The following is a 15,207-nucleotide window of genomic DNA, read 5'->3' on the forward strand; positions in this document are numbered from 1 at the left end:
GACTGATTGCCGACGCTATGGTGAACCGTCCAGAACCGAGCCGAGGGCGGAATGTCGATGATGGAATCGAGGCTGCGCGCCATCCAGGCCGACATCACGACGTTGACGGTCGATGCCATCGTCAATGCAGCCAACAACTCGCTCCTGGGCGGCGGCGCCGTCGACGGGGCGATCCATCGCGCCGCGGGGCCCGAACTCTTGCAGGAATGCCGCAAGCTCGGCGGCTGCCAGACCGGCGACGCCAAGCTGACGCAAGGGTATCGCCTGCCGGCGCGCTTCGTCATCCACACGGTCGGGCCGGTCTGGCAGGGCGGCGGGCAGAGCGAGGCGGAGCTGCTGGCGTCCTGCTATCGTCGGTCGCTCGCGGTCGCGGCTGGGGCGGGCATCCGCACAATCGCCTTTCCGAGCATCAGCACCGGCGTCTACGGTTATCCGGTCGCGCCCGCGGCGAAGATCGCCGTGGCGACGGTTGCTTCGGCCCTGAAGAACGGGGCCGCTTTCGACGCGATCACCCTCTGCTGCTTCTCGCCCGAGGACCTCGCCATCTACCAGCGCGAGCTCGCCGAGGCCAGCGATCCGCAGGCGCAGTAGCTCCCACTCTTTTTTAGCCACGAACAGCCGAGGCCATGCCATGACCGAACCCTACAAGGGCATCATCCCGATCGCGCCGACGATCTTCCACGAGAATGGCGATGTCGATCATGACGGCAATCGCCGGGTCATGGACCTGATGGTCGACCAGGGTGTCGACGGCATCTGCATCCTCGCCAATTTCTCCGAGCAGTTCCTCCTGACCGATGCCGAGCGCGACGAGGTCATGCGGCTCTCGATCGAGCAGGTCGCGGGCCGGGTGCCGGTCTGCGTCACCACCTCGCATTTCTCGACCCGCATCGCCGCGCAGCGTGCCAAGGCCGCGGCTGACGCCGGCGCCAAGATGCTGATGATGATGCCGCCCTATCATGGCGCGCTGCTCAAAGCCGACGAGCAGGGCATGATCGAGCACTTCAAGATCGTCGCCGATGCCTGCGGCTTGCCCGTCATCCTGCAGGACGCGCCGCTCTCGGGCGTGACCATGACCGTGCCCTTCATGATCAGGCTCAACAAGGAGGTGCCGCTCGTCCGTTACTTCAAGATCGAGGTGCCGGGCACGGCGGGCAAGCTGCGCTCCCTGATCGAAGCGGGCGGCGACGCCATCGTCGGCCCCTTCGACGGCGAGGAGGCGATCACGCTGATGGCCGATCTCGACGCCGGCGCCACCGGCACGATGACGTCAGCGATGATCCCGGACCTGATCAAGCCGATCCTGGCCGCCCATGCTGCCGGTGACCGCAAGCAGGCGGCGGCGCTCTATGCCCGCGTTCTGCCGATCATCAACTACGAGAACCGTCAATGCGGCCTGCGCTCGGCCAAGGCGGTGATGAAGGCAGGCGGGGTGATCAAATCAGACGCCGTCCGCCATCCGCTGACGCCGCTGCATCCGAAAACGCGCGAAGACCTGCTCGAACTCGCCCGCGAGCTCGATCCGTTGGCCTTGCGCTGGGGGAAATAACCCAGCGGCTCGTGCCGCCCGTTGCTAGAGACGGGCGGCGTCGATCAATAGGCTCCGATGCCGCCGGATGGCGGCGGCATGTTGCCCCGTCGATCTTTGGTGATGAACTCCGGCGACACCAGGAGCATCCGGGACAGCCAGGAGGAATAGGCCGATAGCAACTGCACGACGGCACGCATAGGTAGCCTCCACATTTGCAGAGACAACCATAGCAGAAAAATCGGTCCGTTGCCGGCAAATTCCGACGCGTTCAGACCTTCGACCAGACTGCCAGCTCGTAGCCGTCGGGGTCGGCGAAATGGAAGCGGCGGCCGCCGGGGAAGTCGAAGGCCGACTTGACGATCCGGCCGCCTGCCGCCTCGATGCTCTTCTGCATGGCTGCGAGATCGTCGGCATAGAGAATGACCAATGGCCCGCCGGGGTTCACCGTCCCGATCGTGGTGAAGCCGCCCTCCAGCCGGCCATCGGCGAAGGCGCAGTACTCCGGCCCGTAATCCGTCATCGTCCAGCCGAAGGCCTTCTCGTAAAAGCTGCGGGCGCGCGGGATGTCGGCGACGACGAACTCGACATAGTCGATGCGGCGGTCATTGCTCGAGGTAGGCATGATGTCGTTCCTTGCGATCTCATGGTCTGTGCGAGCTCGTATGACACGGACGCGGTCGCCGTGTGGCGGTAGAGATCGCCAGCCGGCCCTCGGGATTCGCCGGGTCGAAGCATTGCTGCTCTCCAATGCAGAGGGGAAACTCCATGCAATCCTGTGATGCGCGACCTAACGGAATCGCGTTGGCAGCCCCTTATCGCACGGCATATCGTGCAGACACACGTTTCCTGCTCCGGAGCCCGTCATGACCGCCACCGCCAAGCGCGGCTACGCGCCGGAGATCATCGTCGCCGCCGGCTGCTTGATCGCGCTGATCAGCTTCGGCCCGCGCGCCAGCGCCGGCCTGTTCCAGATCCCGATGACATCCCAGTTCGGCTGGGGCCGCGACACGTTCAGCCTCGCGCTCGCGATCCAGAATCTGCTCTGGGGGCTTGGGGCGCCGTTCGCCGGCGCGATCGCCGACCGCTTCGGCATGGTGCGGGTGCTCTGCGTCGGCGCGCTGCTGTATGCTGCCGGTCTCGTGACGATGGCCTATGCCGGAACACCGCTGCAGCTTCATCTCGGCGCCGGCGTGCTGATCGGCTTCGGCCTCTCGGCCTGCTCCTTCAACCTGGTCCTGGCCGCCTTCGGCAAGCTGCTGCCGGAGCAATGGCGCCCGCTCGCCTTCGGCGCCGGCACGGCGGCCGGCTCCTTCGGCCAGTTCCTCTTCCCGCCGATCGGCAGCATCCTGATCGAGACGCTGGGCTGGCAGCAGGCGCTCATCGTCTTCGCCTTCACGCTGTTGCCGGTGCTGCCGCTCTCGGTGATGCTGGCGATGCGGGGCTCGAAACAGCCTGCAGCTGCCCCTGGTGCGGTTGCCGCGCCCAACCAGAGCATTGCGCAGGCCTTGGCCGAGGCCTTCAAGCATCGCTCCTATGTCCTGCTCGTGCTCGGCTTCTTCACCTGCGGCTTCCAGCTCGCCTTCATCACCGTGCACATGCCGGCCTATCTCAAGGATACCGGCTTGCCGGCCTGGGTCGGTGGCTGGACCCTGGCGGCGATTGGCCTCGCCAACGCGGTCGGCTCGCTCGGCTCCGGCTGGCTGACCGCGCGCATGCCCAAGCGCCACCTGCTCGCCTGGATCTATCTCGGCCGGGCGGTCGCCATCGCCGTCTTCATCCTGTTGCCGCCGAGCCCGATGACCGCGATCGCCTTCGGCATCGTCATCGGCGTGTTCTGGCTCTCGACCGTGCCGCCGACCTCGGCGCTGGTCATGCTGATGTTCGGCACCAAATACATGGCGATGCTCTACGGCTTCGCCTTCTTCTCGCATCAGGTTGGCGGCTTCCTCGGGGTGCTGCTCGGCGGCATCCTGTATGAGCAGTTCGGCTCCTATACGATCGTCTGGTGGCTCTCGGTCGCGCTCGGCGTCGCCTCGGCACTGATCAACCTGCCGATCGTCGAGAAGCCGGTCGCGCGCGCCGTGCCGCAGCCGGCCTGACCAAACATGCACCGGCTTGCCGCTTGCAGGCGGCGGCCGGGCAGGGTCAACTGGCCCGCGCGCCGGCACTATCCTCAGCCCTCATCCTGAGGAGCCGCGCAGCGGCGTCTCGAAGGATGGTCCAGGAGGTTCCGGAATCATCTGGAGCATCCTTCGAGACGCGATCTGCGATCGCTCCTCAGGATGAGGGCTGAGGGGCTGCCTTCCCGGGAGTGAGTTCATGTCGACCTTCAAGGCCCTGATCGCCAGCAAGGGCGAAGCCGGCACCAGCGTCGCTTTCGGCGAGTTCGCCGAGGCGGACCTGATGGAAGGCGACGTCACCGTCCGCGTCACCCATTCGACGCTGAACTACAAGGACGGCCTCGCCATCACTGGCCGCGCCCCCGTGGTGCGGCGCTGGCCGATGATCCCCGGCATCGATTTCGCCGGCCGGGTCGAGACCTCCGATCATCCCGAGTTCAAGCCCGGCGACCTCGTCATCCTCAATGGCTGGGGCACGGGCGAGACGCATCTCGGCGCCTACGCCCAGAAGAGCCGGGTCAAGGGCGGCTGGCTGGTGCCGCTTCCGGACGGAATGACCCCCGCCGAGGCGATGGCGATCGGCACGGCGGGCTACACAGCCATGCTCAGCCTGCTCGCCCTGGAGCGTTACGGCGTGACGCCCGCCGACGGCCCGGTCGTCGTCACGGGTGCGGCGGGCGGCGTCGGCTCGGTCGCGACCGCGCTGCTCGCCAAGGCCGGCTGGCATGTGATCGCCTCGACCGGTCGGCCGGAGGAGGCGGATTACCTCAAGGGCCTCGGCGCGGCCGAGATCATCGATCGGAACGAACTCTCCGCTCCCGGCCGCCCGCTCGGCAAGGAGCGCTGGATCGCCGGTGTCGATGCCGTCGGCTCACACACGCTCGCCAATGTCCTGTCGATGACGAAATATGGCGGCGCCGTCGCCGCCTGCGGCCTGGCGCAGGGCATGGACCTGCCGGCCTCGGTCGCGCCCTTCATCCTGCGCGGCGTCGCATTGCTCGGCATCGACTCGGTGATGTGCCCGAAGCCGCGCCGGCTCGAGGCCTGGGCTCGGCTTGCGCGCGATCTCGATCGCGACAGGCTCGCGGTGATGACGACGACGATCCCGCTGGAGGATGTCGTCGAAACCGGCCGCGCTCTGCTTGACGGCAAGGTCCGCGGCCGGGTCGTGGTGGAGATAGGTTAGCCAAACTCACCGATGCGCTTCTCAAAAAGCGCGCGCAGCCGTTCGCCAGATGGAGCTATGTCGGAGACAGGCGTGGGGTCGCCTCCGTCGACAATTGCGAATTTTATTGTCCCATCCCGAGCTTCGATAATGTCAATTAGTCGACCCTTTCGCTCCTGCCGGTAAAAACGACCATCTTCCCCTGATAGTCCCGGAATCTGACATCCGATATTGCATCGAATGTCAGTGAGTTTCCCGCAGAAAGAAAGGCAAGGTGTCGTCTGATGCTTTCAAACGCAGCAAGCTCTGCGTCGGACGTCACAATTCCCGTGGTGGGGGACGGAACTGGTAATTCAATCGGAGTCGATGCGGGTGTGTTCTCTATCCGGGCGGGTTGCTTGGGAAGTGAGGGGGATATATCAAGTTTTTTGAGAACATTTGATGTAAAAACATCATTGAAGGCGGCCTTTGTGATAGACCGGTAACCTTCGAGCGCGTGAGATCTTATGTGCTTTATATCGTTTTCTTTGAGGAGGAAACGGGTGAAGTCGATAGAGGGCTCTGCGAACTGTTTCGACAGATAGTCGAAGAATGCGCGATGCGTTAGGCTTCGTCGCGCATTTTCTGCTATCGTATCAGGATCAAATTTGGCCTTTGTTAGAGCATAAAGGCCTTCGATAGCCGTGTCTGAGACCTGTGCTTTAGATATTTTCTCGAAATCAATAATTAGAAACGGATCATCGTCCATCATATTTGGCTCTTCAGAGTCTACAAAAAAAATCATAGATAATTCCGTCGGTTAGTATTCCAAGTTTTACGCTTTTTGACGCGTTAAAATAGCTCTTTAGCTGCCCCCTATCGTCTTTCTTTCCGTTTCCGACGGATTTGCACTCAATGGCGATAATGGGATTCATTTCCTTCAAGATAGCATAGTCGACTCTGTTTTTGTATTTGTCTGAGAAGTCAGCGGCATGCTCTGCTGAAACTTCCGTAGGGTCTCTGTCATCATAGCCTAGCAGTGCGATAAATGGCAGTATCAAAGCAACTTTGGTGGCTTCTTCATTCTTGATGTGCTCGCGAACGCGTTGCACACGCTCCGCGTAAGAGACAAGATTCGTACGGAAATCCTCAATCGTGATCACTCGCTATCCCCCCGGGTATCATTTGCCGGGAAAGATAGCTCGTGAGCTCGCTATTCCTCAACTGCCAAATGCAACGCTGGGCTGTAAGGCGCTCTCGTTTCCGCATGCAAGCGCGCTATTTGGAACTGCGAACAGGTTTCTCTTCACTCCAGCTTGATGTTCGCCTTCTCGACCACCGGCTCCCACTTCTTGATCTCGGCCTCGATGAAGGCGCGGAAGGCTTCCGGTGTCATGCCGAGCGCGATGATCTTCTGCGCCGCCAGCCGGTCGCGGATCTCCGGCGTTTCGAGGATGCCGCGGACATCGCGCGAGACCTTCTCGACGATCTCCTTCGGCGTGCCGGCCGGCGCGGCCAGGCCATGCCAGGCAGTGACGTCGAAGCCGGGCAGGAACTCGCTCAGCGCCGGCAGGTCGGGCATGAAGCTCGCGCGCTGCGGGATCGAGGTGGCGAGCACCCGAAGCTTGCCCACCTCGACATAGGGCCAGGCCACGGCGGCGCCGTCGAGTGCGACATCGAGCTGGCCGCTGAGCAGATCGACCATCATCGGCCCGGAACCGCGATAGGGGACATGGGTCAGCTTGGTCCCGGTCGTCTGCTGGAACAGCTCCATGCCGACATGCAGCGAGGTGCCGACGCCGGAGGAGCCGAAGTTCAGGGCGTTCGGCTTCTGCTTCAGCAGCGCGATGAACTCCGGAACGGTCTTGGCCGGGACCTTCTCCGGATTGACCACGAGCACGTTGGGCGTGATCGCAAGCTGGCTGACCGGAGCGAAATCCCGCAACGGATCGTAGGCGAGCTTCTCCTTGTAGAGCCACTTGTTCATGCCGTGGCTGCTGGCGTTGACCAGGCCGAGCGTGTAGCCGTCTGGCCTGGCGCGGGCGAGCGCGGCGACGCCGATATTGCTGCCGCCGCCGCCGATGTTCTCGATCACCACGCCTTGCCCCCAGAGCGCCTGCAGGCGCTCGGCGACGGTTCGTGCAACGAGGTCGGAGGCGCCGCCGGCCGCGAAGGGCACGATGATCTTGACCGGGCCGGTCGGATAAGGCGCCTGTGCGATGGCCGCGACGCAGGAAGCAAGCACGGCGATGGCGGTGATGACCGCCTTGAACGGCTTCATGATGTCCTCCCTCTGTTCCACCGCTCCCCCGAGCCGGGCGGTTGATCGTCAGTCACTCTCCCGCCAGACCGCGCCGAGCCGCGCGATCTTCTCGTCCGAGAGGTAGCCGTAGCGGTTGAGATGCAGGTTGCGGCAGGGGGTGGCGAGCGCGGCGTGGAACCGGCGCTCGACATCATCAGGCGGGCCGTAGCCATGCGCGATCACCGAGAGGCGCGAGCGGTGGATTTGGCCGCCCGCGATCTCGACCGTCCGGTACAGCGCGGCGTCGTCGGCCGGGTGCGGCTCGTGCGGTTCCGGATAGCGCAGCGCGCCCGGGCAAGTGGCGCCGCCATTGAGGCCGAGCCAGCGATGGACCTCGGTGAAGATTGCATCTGCGTCTACATCGGCGACCGCTGCCAGCCGTTCGACATAGCCGCTTTCGATCATCGGCCAGTGCATGGTGTAGTGCTTGACGGCAATCTCGTCGGCGATGCCGTCAACCGCCGCAAAGTCGAAGCCGGAGAGCCGGTTGAGCGGAGGCGGAAAAGCCTGCATCACCACGCCGACCCGGCCGTAGGAAACTTCCTTCACGATGGCGCTCAGTGCGCCGACATAGTCCGCGACGATGGCGCTGCGAAAGGCGAGCAGATCGGCCGCCCAGCCGTCCGGTTGCAGCAGAGCGTCGATCGTGACGGTCCCGGCAGCCGCGTTCTCCCGGGCCGCGCCAAGCCCTTCCAGCGCCCGCGCCCTGATCGCGTCGACATCGTGGCCGAGTTCCTGCCCGCGCTTCACCGCCGGGGGGCTGAAGTCGAAGAGCAGGCTGTCGAGTGCGTAGGGCGGATATTCCGGCCAGTCGAAGCGCAGCGCGTCGCAATCCGGATAGTTGGCCAAGAGGTCGGCGACGAGGGCGCGCATATAAGCGCGCAGGCCCTCGCTGGCGAGGCTGACATTGGCGTCGACGCGATTGCGAACCGGCGTTCCGAACACGGTCAGCGGCTCGTCCGCGCCGGCATCGGGGCGCTGCTGCACGCGCAGGGCCGGCGGCGCTGCGGCCATCACCTGGAGCTGCGTCGCGAGGCCGGCGCGCTTGGCCTTGGCCAGCATCTGCGCGACCACGTGGCCTTCGCGATGGGTCAGCGCGTCCGGCTCCGGCGGAGCATAGGGTGAATCGCGATAGAAACGCGGCTCAGGGACGAAGCTCGGCGCCGTTCGCATCCACAAGGCTGTATCGCCCCAAAGCGGACGGTCGAGCGTGCGGACGAGGCCTGCGCCGGCATCGGCCGGTGGCTCGCGTACGCCCAGCCCCTCGGCGCAGCGCTCGGCCACCGACGGCATCGTGCAGATTACATCGCAGCCAAGCCGGCTGACGATGTTGTCCATGACAGCGTCGACGCCTTCGGATTGGGCGTAGTCGGGCATCACCGTGATACCCAGCGAGCGCTTCGGGGCAGGCGTCGTCATGGCGCGTGTACGAAGGGGTGGGCGTGACCGGCGAGCCGTTGGAGGAAGCTGCCATTGGCCTCGATATGGACATGCATCGCGGCATGCGCCGCATAAGCATCGCCTCGCTCGATCGCGCCGAGAATGGCGCGATGCTTGGCGAGCGCGTCGCCGAGTGCGCCACGCTGCGCGATCATCAGATGATGGACGCGCTCCAGCTGCGCCCGCGCCCGATCGACGCTCATCCACATCTGATCAAAGCCCTGACGGGCGAAGAGGGCGTGGTGGAAGCGCTCATCGCATTGATAGGCGTAGGCAGCATCGCCGGCCGCGACCGCTTCGGCATGGTCGGCGAGGGCCCGGCTCATTTCCGCGATCAGCGCCGGGTCGCGATTGGCTGCAGCCTGTGAGACGGCTTCGCCTTCGAGCAGCCTGCGGATCAGGATCGCCTCGCCGATCAGCTTTGGCTCGATCAGCGAGACGAAGGTGCCGAGATTGGGGAAGACGTCGAGAAGCCTCTCCTCGGCCAGCTTGGCAAAGGCCTCGCGTACCGGTGTGCGGCTGACCGCATAGGCCGCGCCGACTTCCCCCTCCGAGAGGGCTCTGCCGGGCGCAATGGTCAGCGTAACGATCGCCGTTCGCAAGGCGCGATAGACCTGGTCCGGCGCGCGCATCGTCCGGTCGATGGTGGTGGTCGGCAGGGCAGTCGGCGGGTGATTGCGGGCGAGGCGGGGCATGGCGTTTTCTCTAACCGGAGTACCGGTATACAGGTTTTCGAGATGACACAAGAGGGGCGTGGCTCATACCAATTGCGTCGAAAATGATGTGAGCTGCCGGACGCGACGTAGCGGCGTTCAGCCTGCTCCCTCGAGCAATGCCTTGCGCTTGGCGAGTTCGCCGCCGACGAAATCCATGAAGGCGCGCACGCGCGGCGCATGCCTGATGTCGGGATGGGTCAGGATCCACAGGCCGGTCGAGAAGTCCGGATCCGGCGGTAGCAGCCGGACGAGCCCTGGTCGCTGGTCGGCGATGAAGCAGGGCAGGGGCCCGATGCCGATGCCGTGCTCGACCGCCTCCGTCAGCCCGAGCACGGCCGAGGAGCGCAGCGCGATCCGGTCGGCCGGGACATGGTCGCGGACATAGCGGGCCGCTTTGACGTAGCCGAGCGGGTCGCCGAGCGCGACCCAGTCGCGTCGGAAGAGCAGCTTTGGGTCGGCCGCTTCCGCTTCCGTTACCGGCGCGTCGGCGCAAGCATAGACCGCCCAGCTCAGCGTGGCGAGGCGGCGGCCGACCAGGGTCTCGCCTGGCGAGTCGCTGGCGCGGATGGCGACGTCAGCGTCGCGGCGCGAGAGATTGAGTGTCTGGCTCGCCATGACGACATCGAGCCGGATCAGCGGATGCGCCGCCCGGAACGCTGCGAAGATCGGCAGCAGCGTATGCAGGTAGAGCGTGTCTGTGGTGGTGACGCGCAATTCGCCGGAGGGAGCGAGGTCACGCCCCGCCAGCCGGCGCCCGAAGGCGGTGACGTCGTCGTCGATGCGCGAGGCGAGTGTCGTCATCTCCTCGCCGGCCGAGGTCGCGACATAGCCGGTCTTGCGTCGCTCGAAGAGGGCGTGGCCGACCTGCTCCTCGATCTGCCCGAGCCGGCGGAACACGGTCGAATGATTGACGCCGAGCGCGGAGGCCGCCCCGGTCAGCCCGCCAGCGTCGGCGATCGCCTTGATCAGGCGGAAATCATCCCAGGCGAGCTTGGACGTCGACAACGGGCACTCTCCGGCCATTCCGCGCGCCAGCATTGCCAGATCTTGCGGGAATGCAAGCGGATGCAAAGCGATGCCGCCGACTTCAGCGCGGGGCGGCGGCGCGCCGTAGCCGGTCGTTGATTGCCTCGCCGAGCCCATGCATTGGGATCGGCGCGACCGCGATCGTCTTCGGGCCGCGATCGTCTAGCCGGCGCAGGGCGGCGAAGAGATTGGCGGCGGCCTCGGTCAGATCGCCTGCCGGGCTGAGGTTGAAGGCAAGCGCGGGCAGGCTGTCGTTCGGCTCCGGACCGAAGCCCAGCCACCCCTCACCCGGCCGCGGTGCTTCCGCATCGAGCCTGACGGCGGCCCGCGGTGCATAGTGCGAGGCGAGCAGGCCGGGCGCGAGCGGGGCTGCACCGCCTTCCGCGACGATGACGAGGGCTTGCCCAATTGCTGCTTCCAGCGCCGCGCGCGGCACGCCGCCCGGTCGCAGCAGACGCGGAGCGCCGCCGAGGCAGGCGACGATGCTGGACTCGACCCCGACAGCCGTCGGCCCGGCATCGAGCACAGCGTCGATGCGGCCGGCGAGATCGGCGAGCACATGCTCCGCTTGCGTCGGACTCACCCGCCCGGAGCGATTGGCCGAGGGCGCCGCGATCGGCCGGCCGGCTGCCTGCAGCACGGCGCGCGCAATCGGATGCGACGGCACCCTGAGCGCGACGCTGTCGAGCCCGGCGCGCGCGAGACTGCAGATCGTGCAGCCGCTGGAGGCTGGCACGACCAGCGTCAGCGGTCCCGGCCAGAACGCTTTCGCCAGCGCCAATGCGGGCGCGTCGAAGAGGCCTTGCCCCCGCGCCGCATCCACATCCGGCAGATGCGAGATCAGCGGATTGAAGCTCGGGCGTTCCTTGGCAGCATAGATCGAGGCGACCGCCCGGTCGTCGCTCGCATCGGCGGCGAGCCCGTAGACCGTCTCGGTCGGCAGCGCGACCAGCTTGCCGGCGCGCAGCAACTCGGCGGCGGCGGCGATGCCGGCCTCGTCGGCGGAAAGGCGCTGGGTCTGGCGAGGGTCGGTCACGGGCACTCTTGAAAGTTCATATGTAAACTATAACAATGCCGACGCGGCATGCGCGAACCCGCGCCGGCTGGCGCGTGGCGGCGGGCATAGTTCGTCGCTAACATCGCCGTCAAACGCAACGAGCAGAATGCCCGGCGGGAATGCGCGGGCGCCGAGGGAGGTAAGCGATGTCGTACCGTGCTCCGGTCGAGGATATCCTGGCGACGATGCGCCATGTCGCCGGGCTCGACGCCCTGATCGATGAGGGGCTGGCACCGGAACTCGCCGACGGCGTCACCGAGGCGGTGCTGGAGGAGGCAGCGAGGTTCGCCGGTGACGTGCTCGCTCCGTTGAATATTGTTGGCGACCGGCACGGCTCCAGACTCAAGGACGGCATCGTCGTCACGCCGCCGGGCTGGAAGGAAGCCTATCATGCCTGGGCGCAAGGCGGCTGGAACGCGCTGCCGGGGCCGGAGGCCTATGGCGGGCAGGCCCTGCCGACGCTGGTGCAGTCGGCCTGCACCGAGATGTGGAATTCGGCCGCCTTCGCCTTCGCGCTCGGCCCGCTGCTGACGGTCGGCGCGATCGAGGCGCTGCACGCGCACGGCTCCGATTATCTGAAGGAGACCTATCTCGCCAAGCTCGTCTCCGGCGAGTGGATGGGCACGATGAACCTGACCGAGCCGCAGGCAGGCTCGGACCTCAACGCCCTGCGCTCCAAGGCCGAGCGGGCCGGCGACGGCACCTATCGCATCAGCGGCCAGAAGATCTTCATCACCTATGGCGATCACGAGATGACGGACAACATCGTCCATCTCGTCCTCGCCCGCCTGCCCGATGCTCCTCCGGGAACGCGCGGCATCTCGCTCTTCCTCGTGCCGAAGTACATGGTCAATGCCGACGGCTCGCTCGGCGCGCGCAATGATGTCCGCTGCACCGGCGTCGAGCACAAGCTCGGCATCCATGCCTCCCCGACCTGCGCGATGAGCTATGGCGACGAGGGCGGCGCGATCGGCTGGCTGATCGGCGAGGAGAATCGCGGCCTCGCCTGCATGTTCACGATGATGAACAATGCCCGCCTCAACGTCGCGGTGCAGGGCGTCGCCATCGCCGAGCGCGCCTATCAGCAGGCGCTTTCCTTCGCGCAGGAGCGCAAGCAGGGCACGGCGCTCGATGCACCGAAGGGCGCTCCGATGAGCCCGATCATCGTCCATCCCGACATTCGCCGCATGCTGATGGAGATGCGCGCCAAGACTCAGGCTGCGCGCACGCTTTCGCTGCTGCTGGCCGCATTGCTCGACCGCTCGCATCGCGAGCCCGGCGAGGCCAAGCGCAAGGCGGCAGCCGAGCGGGCGGCGATCATCACACCCATCGCCAAGGCCTACGCCACCGATATCGGCGTCGAGGTCGCGTCCACCGGCGTCCAGATTCATGGCGGCATGGGCTATGTCGAGGAGACCGGTGCCGCCCAGCATCTGCGCGATGCCCGCATCGCGACGATCTATGAGGGCACCAACGGCATCCAGGCCATCGACCTCGTGCTGCGCAAGTTGCCGCTGTCCAATGGCGACGCGGTCAAGGCGCTGATCGGCGAGATGCGCGGCGTCGTTGCGCAGGTGCGCGAGGCCAACACGCCCGGTTTCGGCCATAGCGCGGCGCGGCTCGGCGCTGCCGTGGACTCGCTCGAGCGCGCCACGCAATGGATGCTGGCGACCATGGGCATCGACCAGGCGAGCGTGCTCGCCGGCGCGACGCCCTATCTCAAGCTGTTCGCGCTCGCCCAGGGCGGCACCGGCCTGGCGAAGAAGGCGCTGGCAATGCAGGGCGAGGATCAGGGCGCCGCGGCGCTCGCCACCGCCCGCTTCTATGCCGAGCACCATGTCGGTGAAGCCACTGCGCTGGAGCTGGCGGTGACCGAGGGCGCCGGCGCCGTCGAGGATTCGGCTGCGGTCTTCGCGGCGTGAGGCCGGAGCACGAGGATAGCAGCACCGGCAATCGAGCGTGCGAACCCCTCCCCCTCGTGGGGAGGGGCAGGGGTGGGGGGCGAAAAGTCAGAATGCTCCGCTTCGACGCCGAGCCGGTCCGCAGTTACCGGTACCTCGCACCCAGTCGTTCGCCCCCCATCCCCATACCCTTCCCCACGAGGGGGAAGGGAGGAGCTTCACGCCGTCAGACACTGTCCGCCTTGCGGACCCGCATATGCAGGAACAGCGGCGCGATATAGGTGTCGGCGAGATAGGGCACGGCCTTGGCCGTCTCTGCATCCACACCCGGCTCGTGCATGTGCTCGATCCGGAAGCCGGTCGCGACCAGCAGGTTGATCCAGTCGCTGAGCGTGCGGTGGAAGCGCGGTACCCGGAACGGCTCGACCCTGGCTTTCTCCTCGGCCGGCGCCGCGCCGAAGCGCCAGCTCTCGATCTCGCCGTCGCTGACGCGGAAATACTCGCGCACCTCGATGCCGAGCACATTGCCGGCCTCGTCGCGCATCACCTTGCGGCCCGGCGTCGCGAAGCAGGGATGCAGGATCGAGAATTGCAGGAAGCCGCCGGGCTTCAGCACCCGCTTGGCCTCGGCGAGCACCCGGTCCTGCCGTGGCATGTCCATCAGCGACATGAAGGCGGTGGCGAAATCGAAGCTGGCATCGGCGAAGGGCAGGGCCATCCCGTCGGCGACGCGGTAGTCGATCCCGAGCGGGTTTGCGGCTTCCGCTTCTTGCGCATGGCGGATGAAGGTCGGGGCGATGTCGATCGCGGTGACGCTGGCGCCGGCCTCGGCGAGCTTTCTCGTGTTCGAGCCCTCGCCGCAGCCGATGTCGAGGCCGTCGAGCCCGGCGACGTCAGGCAGGTTCGCGAGGAAGGCCGGAGTGTTCTGGGCGTCCCGGTAGAGGTCGTATCCGGCGCGCGCATGCCGGGTCCAGGTTTCGGCATTGGCCTCCCAGCAGGCCGCGACCTCGCTCGCTTCCATGATCGTCCTCGCCGTTCGGGGGAGGGGGCTTCTATCCGAGCCGCTCGCATCGCGCCAGCGGTATCGCAAGGTCTGTCGCGATGACGGGTGACAGCCGCGAAGGGCCGCTCGCCGGCAAGGTCTGCCTCGTCGCCGGCGCCTCGCGCGGGCTTGGACGCGGCATCGCCCGGGCGCTCGGCCAGGGCGGCGCGAGCGTGATCGTCACCGGCCGCTCCAGCGAGGCCGGGCCGCGCACTGACCAGCGCTCCGAAACCTTCGAGGACACCGCCCGCGAAGTCGAGGCCGCCGGCGGCCGCGGCGAACCCTATCGCTGCGACCACACAAACGAGCGCGAGGTCGACCAACTCGTCGCCTGGTCGCTGCGCCGCTTCGGCCGGCTCGATTGCGTCGTCGACGCGGTCTGGGGCGGCAATGAGGGTTATGATGGCGAGCGCTATCCGGATGGCTCGGCCTTCGGCGCGCCGTTCTGGCGCCGCCCCGTCGCGCGGCTCGGCCAGAGTTTCGAGAGCGGTGTCTATGCGCAACTGCTGCTGGCGCGCGCCGTTGCGCCCGCCATGGTGCAGATGCGCCAGGGCCTGATCGTCACGGTGAGTTTCGACACCGCTAGCGGTTATCTCGGCGACGTCTTCTACGATCTCGCCAAGGCGGCGATGAACCGGCTGACGCTGGCGATGGCACAGGAGCTCCAGCCGTATGGCGTCACCGCGCTGGCCTTGTCGCCCGGCCATGTCCTGACCGAGCGGGTCCGCGATGCCGGCATGGCCGATGAGACCACCGAGACGCCGCTCTATGCCGGCCGCGCAGTCGCAGCACTGACCGCCGACCCGGATGTTTTACGCCATGCCGGACAGGTGCTGCACGTCGCCGACCTGGCGCGGGTCTATGGCTTCACCGATGCGGACGGCAGCCAGCCGGACCGCTTCAGCTTGCAGAGCTAAAGAGGGAGGAC

At 66.4% G+C, this 15,207-nt stretch carries 16 protein-coding genes; 6 read left to right on the forward strand and 10 right to left on the reverse strand.

Annotated elements, in window-relative coordinates:
* The first annotated feature begins 51 nt into the window (after positions 1-51).
* Entirely contained in the window at positions 52-591 is a 540-nt protein-coding gene (locus QO058_RS24280) for an O-acetyl-ADP-ribose deacetylase (protein ID WP_284168783.1), read from the forward strand.
* A 40-nt stretch (positions 592-631) separates the two neighbouring features.
* Positions 632-1,549, forward strand: coding sequence for a dihydrodipicolinate synthase family protein (locus QO058_RS24285; RefSeq protein ID WP_284168784.1), 918 nt, complete (start codon positions 632-634; stop codon positions 1,547-1,549).
* A gap of 44 nt (positions 1,550-1,593) precedes the next feature.
* Here the strand turns inward: QO058_RS24285 and QO058_RS24290 are convergent, their stop codons facing one another.
* Positions 1,594-1,728 (reverse strand): hypothetical protein, encoded by a 135-nt coding sequence (locus QO058_RS24290; protein WP_284168785.1) that lies wholly within the window; start codon positions 1,726-1,728, stop codon positions 1,594-1,596.
* Between the two features lie 71 nt (positions 1,729-1,799).
* On the reverse strand, positions 1,800-2,153 hold the full coding sequence (locus QO058_RS24295) for a VOC family protein (protein WP_284168786.1): 354 nt from the start codon (positions 2,151-2,153) through the stop codon (positions 1,800-1,802).
* Between the two features lie 241 nt (positions 2,154-2,394).
* On the opposite strand from QO058_RS24295, the gene QO058_RS24300 reads away from it, so the two are divergent.
* Positions 2,395-3,630, forward strand: a complete 1,236-nt coding sequence (locus tag QO058_RS24300; protein WP_284168787.1) for an MFS transporter — start codon at positions 2,395-2,397, stop codon at positions 3,628-3,630.
* Between the two features lie 220 nt (positions 3,631-3,850).
* Positions 3,851-4,837 carry an acrylyl-CoA reductase (NADPH) gene (gene acuI, locus QO058_RS24305; RefSeq protein ID WP_284168788.1) on the forward strand — a complete coding sequence of 329 codons (987 nt, stop codon included), beginning with the start codon at positions 3,851-3,853 and terminating at the stop codon, positions 4,835-4,837.
* 136 nt (positions 4,838-4,973) lie between these two features.
* On the opposite strand, the gene QO058_RS24310 is transcribed toward acuI, so the two are convergent.
* From QO058_RS24310 to QO058_RS24340, 7 genes are all read right to left on the reverse strand, one after another.
* Entirely contained in the window at positions 4,974-5,564 is a 591-nt protein-coding gene (locus QO058_RS24310; RefSeq protein WP_284168789.1) for a hypothetical protein, read from the reverse strand.
* Positions 5,565-5,577: 13 nt separating this feature from the next.
* Complete coding sequence (locus QO058_RS24315; RefSeq protein WP_284168790.1) at positions 5,578-5,958, reverse strand: type I restriction endonuclease; 381 nt, start codon at positions 5,956-5,958, stop codon at positions 5,578-5,580.
* A gap of 143 nt (positions 5,959-6,101) precedes the next feature.
* Positions 6,102-7,076, reverse strand: a complete 975-nt coding sequence (locus QO058_RS24320) for a Bug family tripartite tricarboxylate transporter substrate binding protein (RefSeq protein ID WP_284168791.1) — start codon at positions 7,074-7,076, stop codon at positions 6,102-6,104.
* Between the two features lie 48 nt (positions 7,077-7,124).
* Complete coding sequence (locus QO058_RS24325) at positions 7,125-8,516, reverse strand: hypothetical protein (RefSeq protein ID WP_284168792.1); 1,392 nt, start codon at positions 8,514-8,516, stop codon at positions 7,125-7,127.
* Positions 8,513-9,232 carry a GntR family transcriptional regulator gene (locus QO058_RS24330; protein ID WP_284168793.1) on the reverse strand — a complete coding sequence of 240 codons (720 nt, stop codon included), beginning with the start codon at positions 9,230-9,232 and terminating at the stop codon, positions 8,513-8,515. The genes QO058_RS24325 and QO058_RS24330 overlap by 4 nt, the downstream gene beginning before the upstream one ends.
* A 117-nt stretch (positions 9,233-9,349) precedes the next feature.
* Positions 9,350-10,258: a LysR family transcriptional regulator gene (locus QO058_RS24335; protein WP_284168794.1), complete on the reverse strand. Its 909-nt coding sequence runs from the start codon at positions 10,256-10,258 to the stop codon at positions 9,350-9,352.
* 82 nt (positions 10,259-10,340) lie between these two features.
* Positions 10,341-11,315, reverse strand: coding sequence for an L-threonylcarbamoyladenylate synthase (locus QO058_RS24340; RefSeq protein WP_284168795.1), 975 nt, complete (start codon positions 11,313-11,315; stop codon positions 10,341-10,343).
* 167 nt (positions 11,316-11,482) lie between these two features.
* On the opposite strand from QO058_RS24340, the gene QO058_RS24345 reads away from it, so the two are divergent.
* A complete protein-coding gene (locus QO058_RS24345) occupies positions 11,483-13,258 on the forward strand; it encodes an acyl-CoA dehydrogenase (protein ID WP_284168796.1) in 1,776 nt (591 codons plus the stop codon).
* 205 nt (positions 13,259-13,463) lie between these two features.
* On the opposite strand, the gene QO058_RS24350 is transcribed toward QO058_RS24345, so the two are convergent.
* Complete coding sequence (locus tag QO058_RS24350; protein ID WP_284168797.1) at positions 13,464-14,258, reverse strand: class I SAM-dependent methyltransferase; 795 nt, start codon at positions 14,256-14,258, stop codon at positions 13,464-13,466.
* 80 nt (positions 14,259-14,338) lie between these two features.
* On the opposite strand from QO058_RS24350, the gene QO058_RS24355 reads away from it, so the two are divergent.
* A complete protein-coding gene (locus tag QO058_RS24355; protein ID WP_284168798.1) occupies positions 14,339-15,196 on the forward strand; it encodes an SDR family NAD(P)-dependent oxidoreductase in 858 nt (285 codons plus the stop codon).
* Positions 15,197-15,207 lie beyond the last annotated feature (11 nt).

Source organism: Bosea vestrisii (assembly GCF_030144325.1).
Classification (GTDB): Bacteria; Pseudomonadota; Alphaproteobacteria; order Rhizobiales; family Beijerinckiaceae; genus Allobosea; species Allobosea vestrisii_A.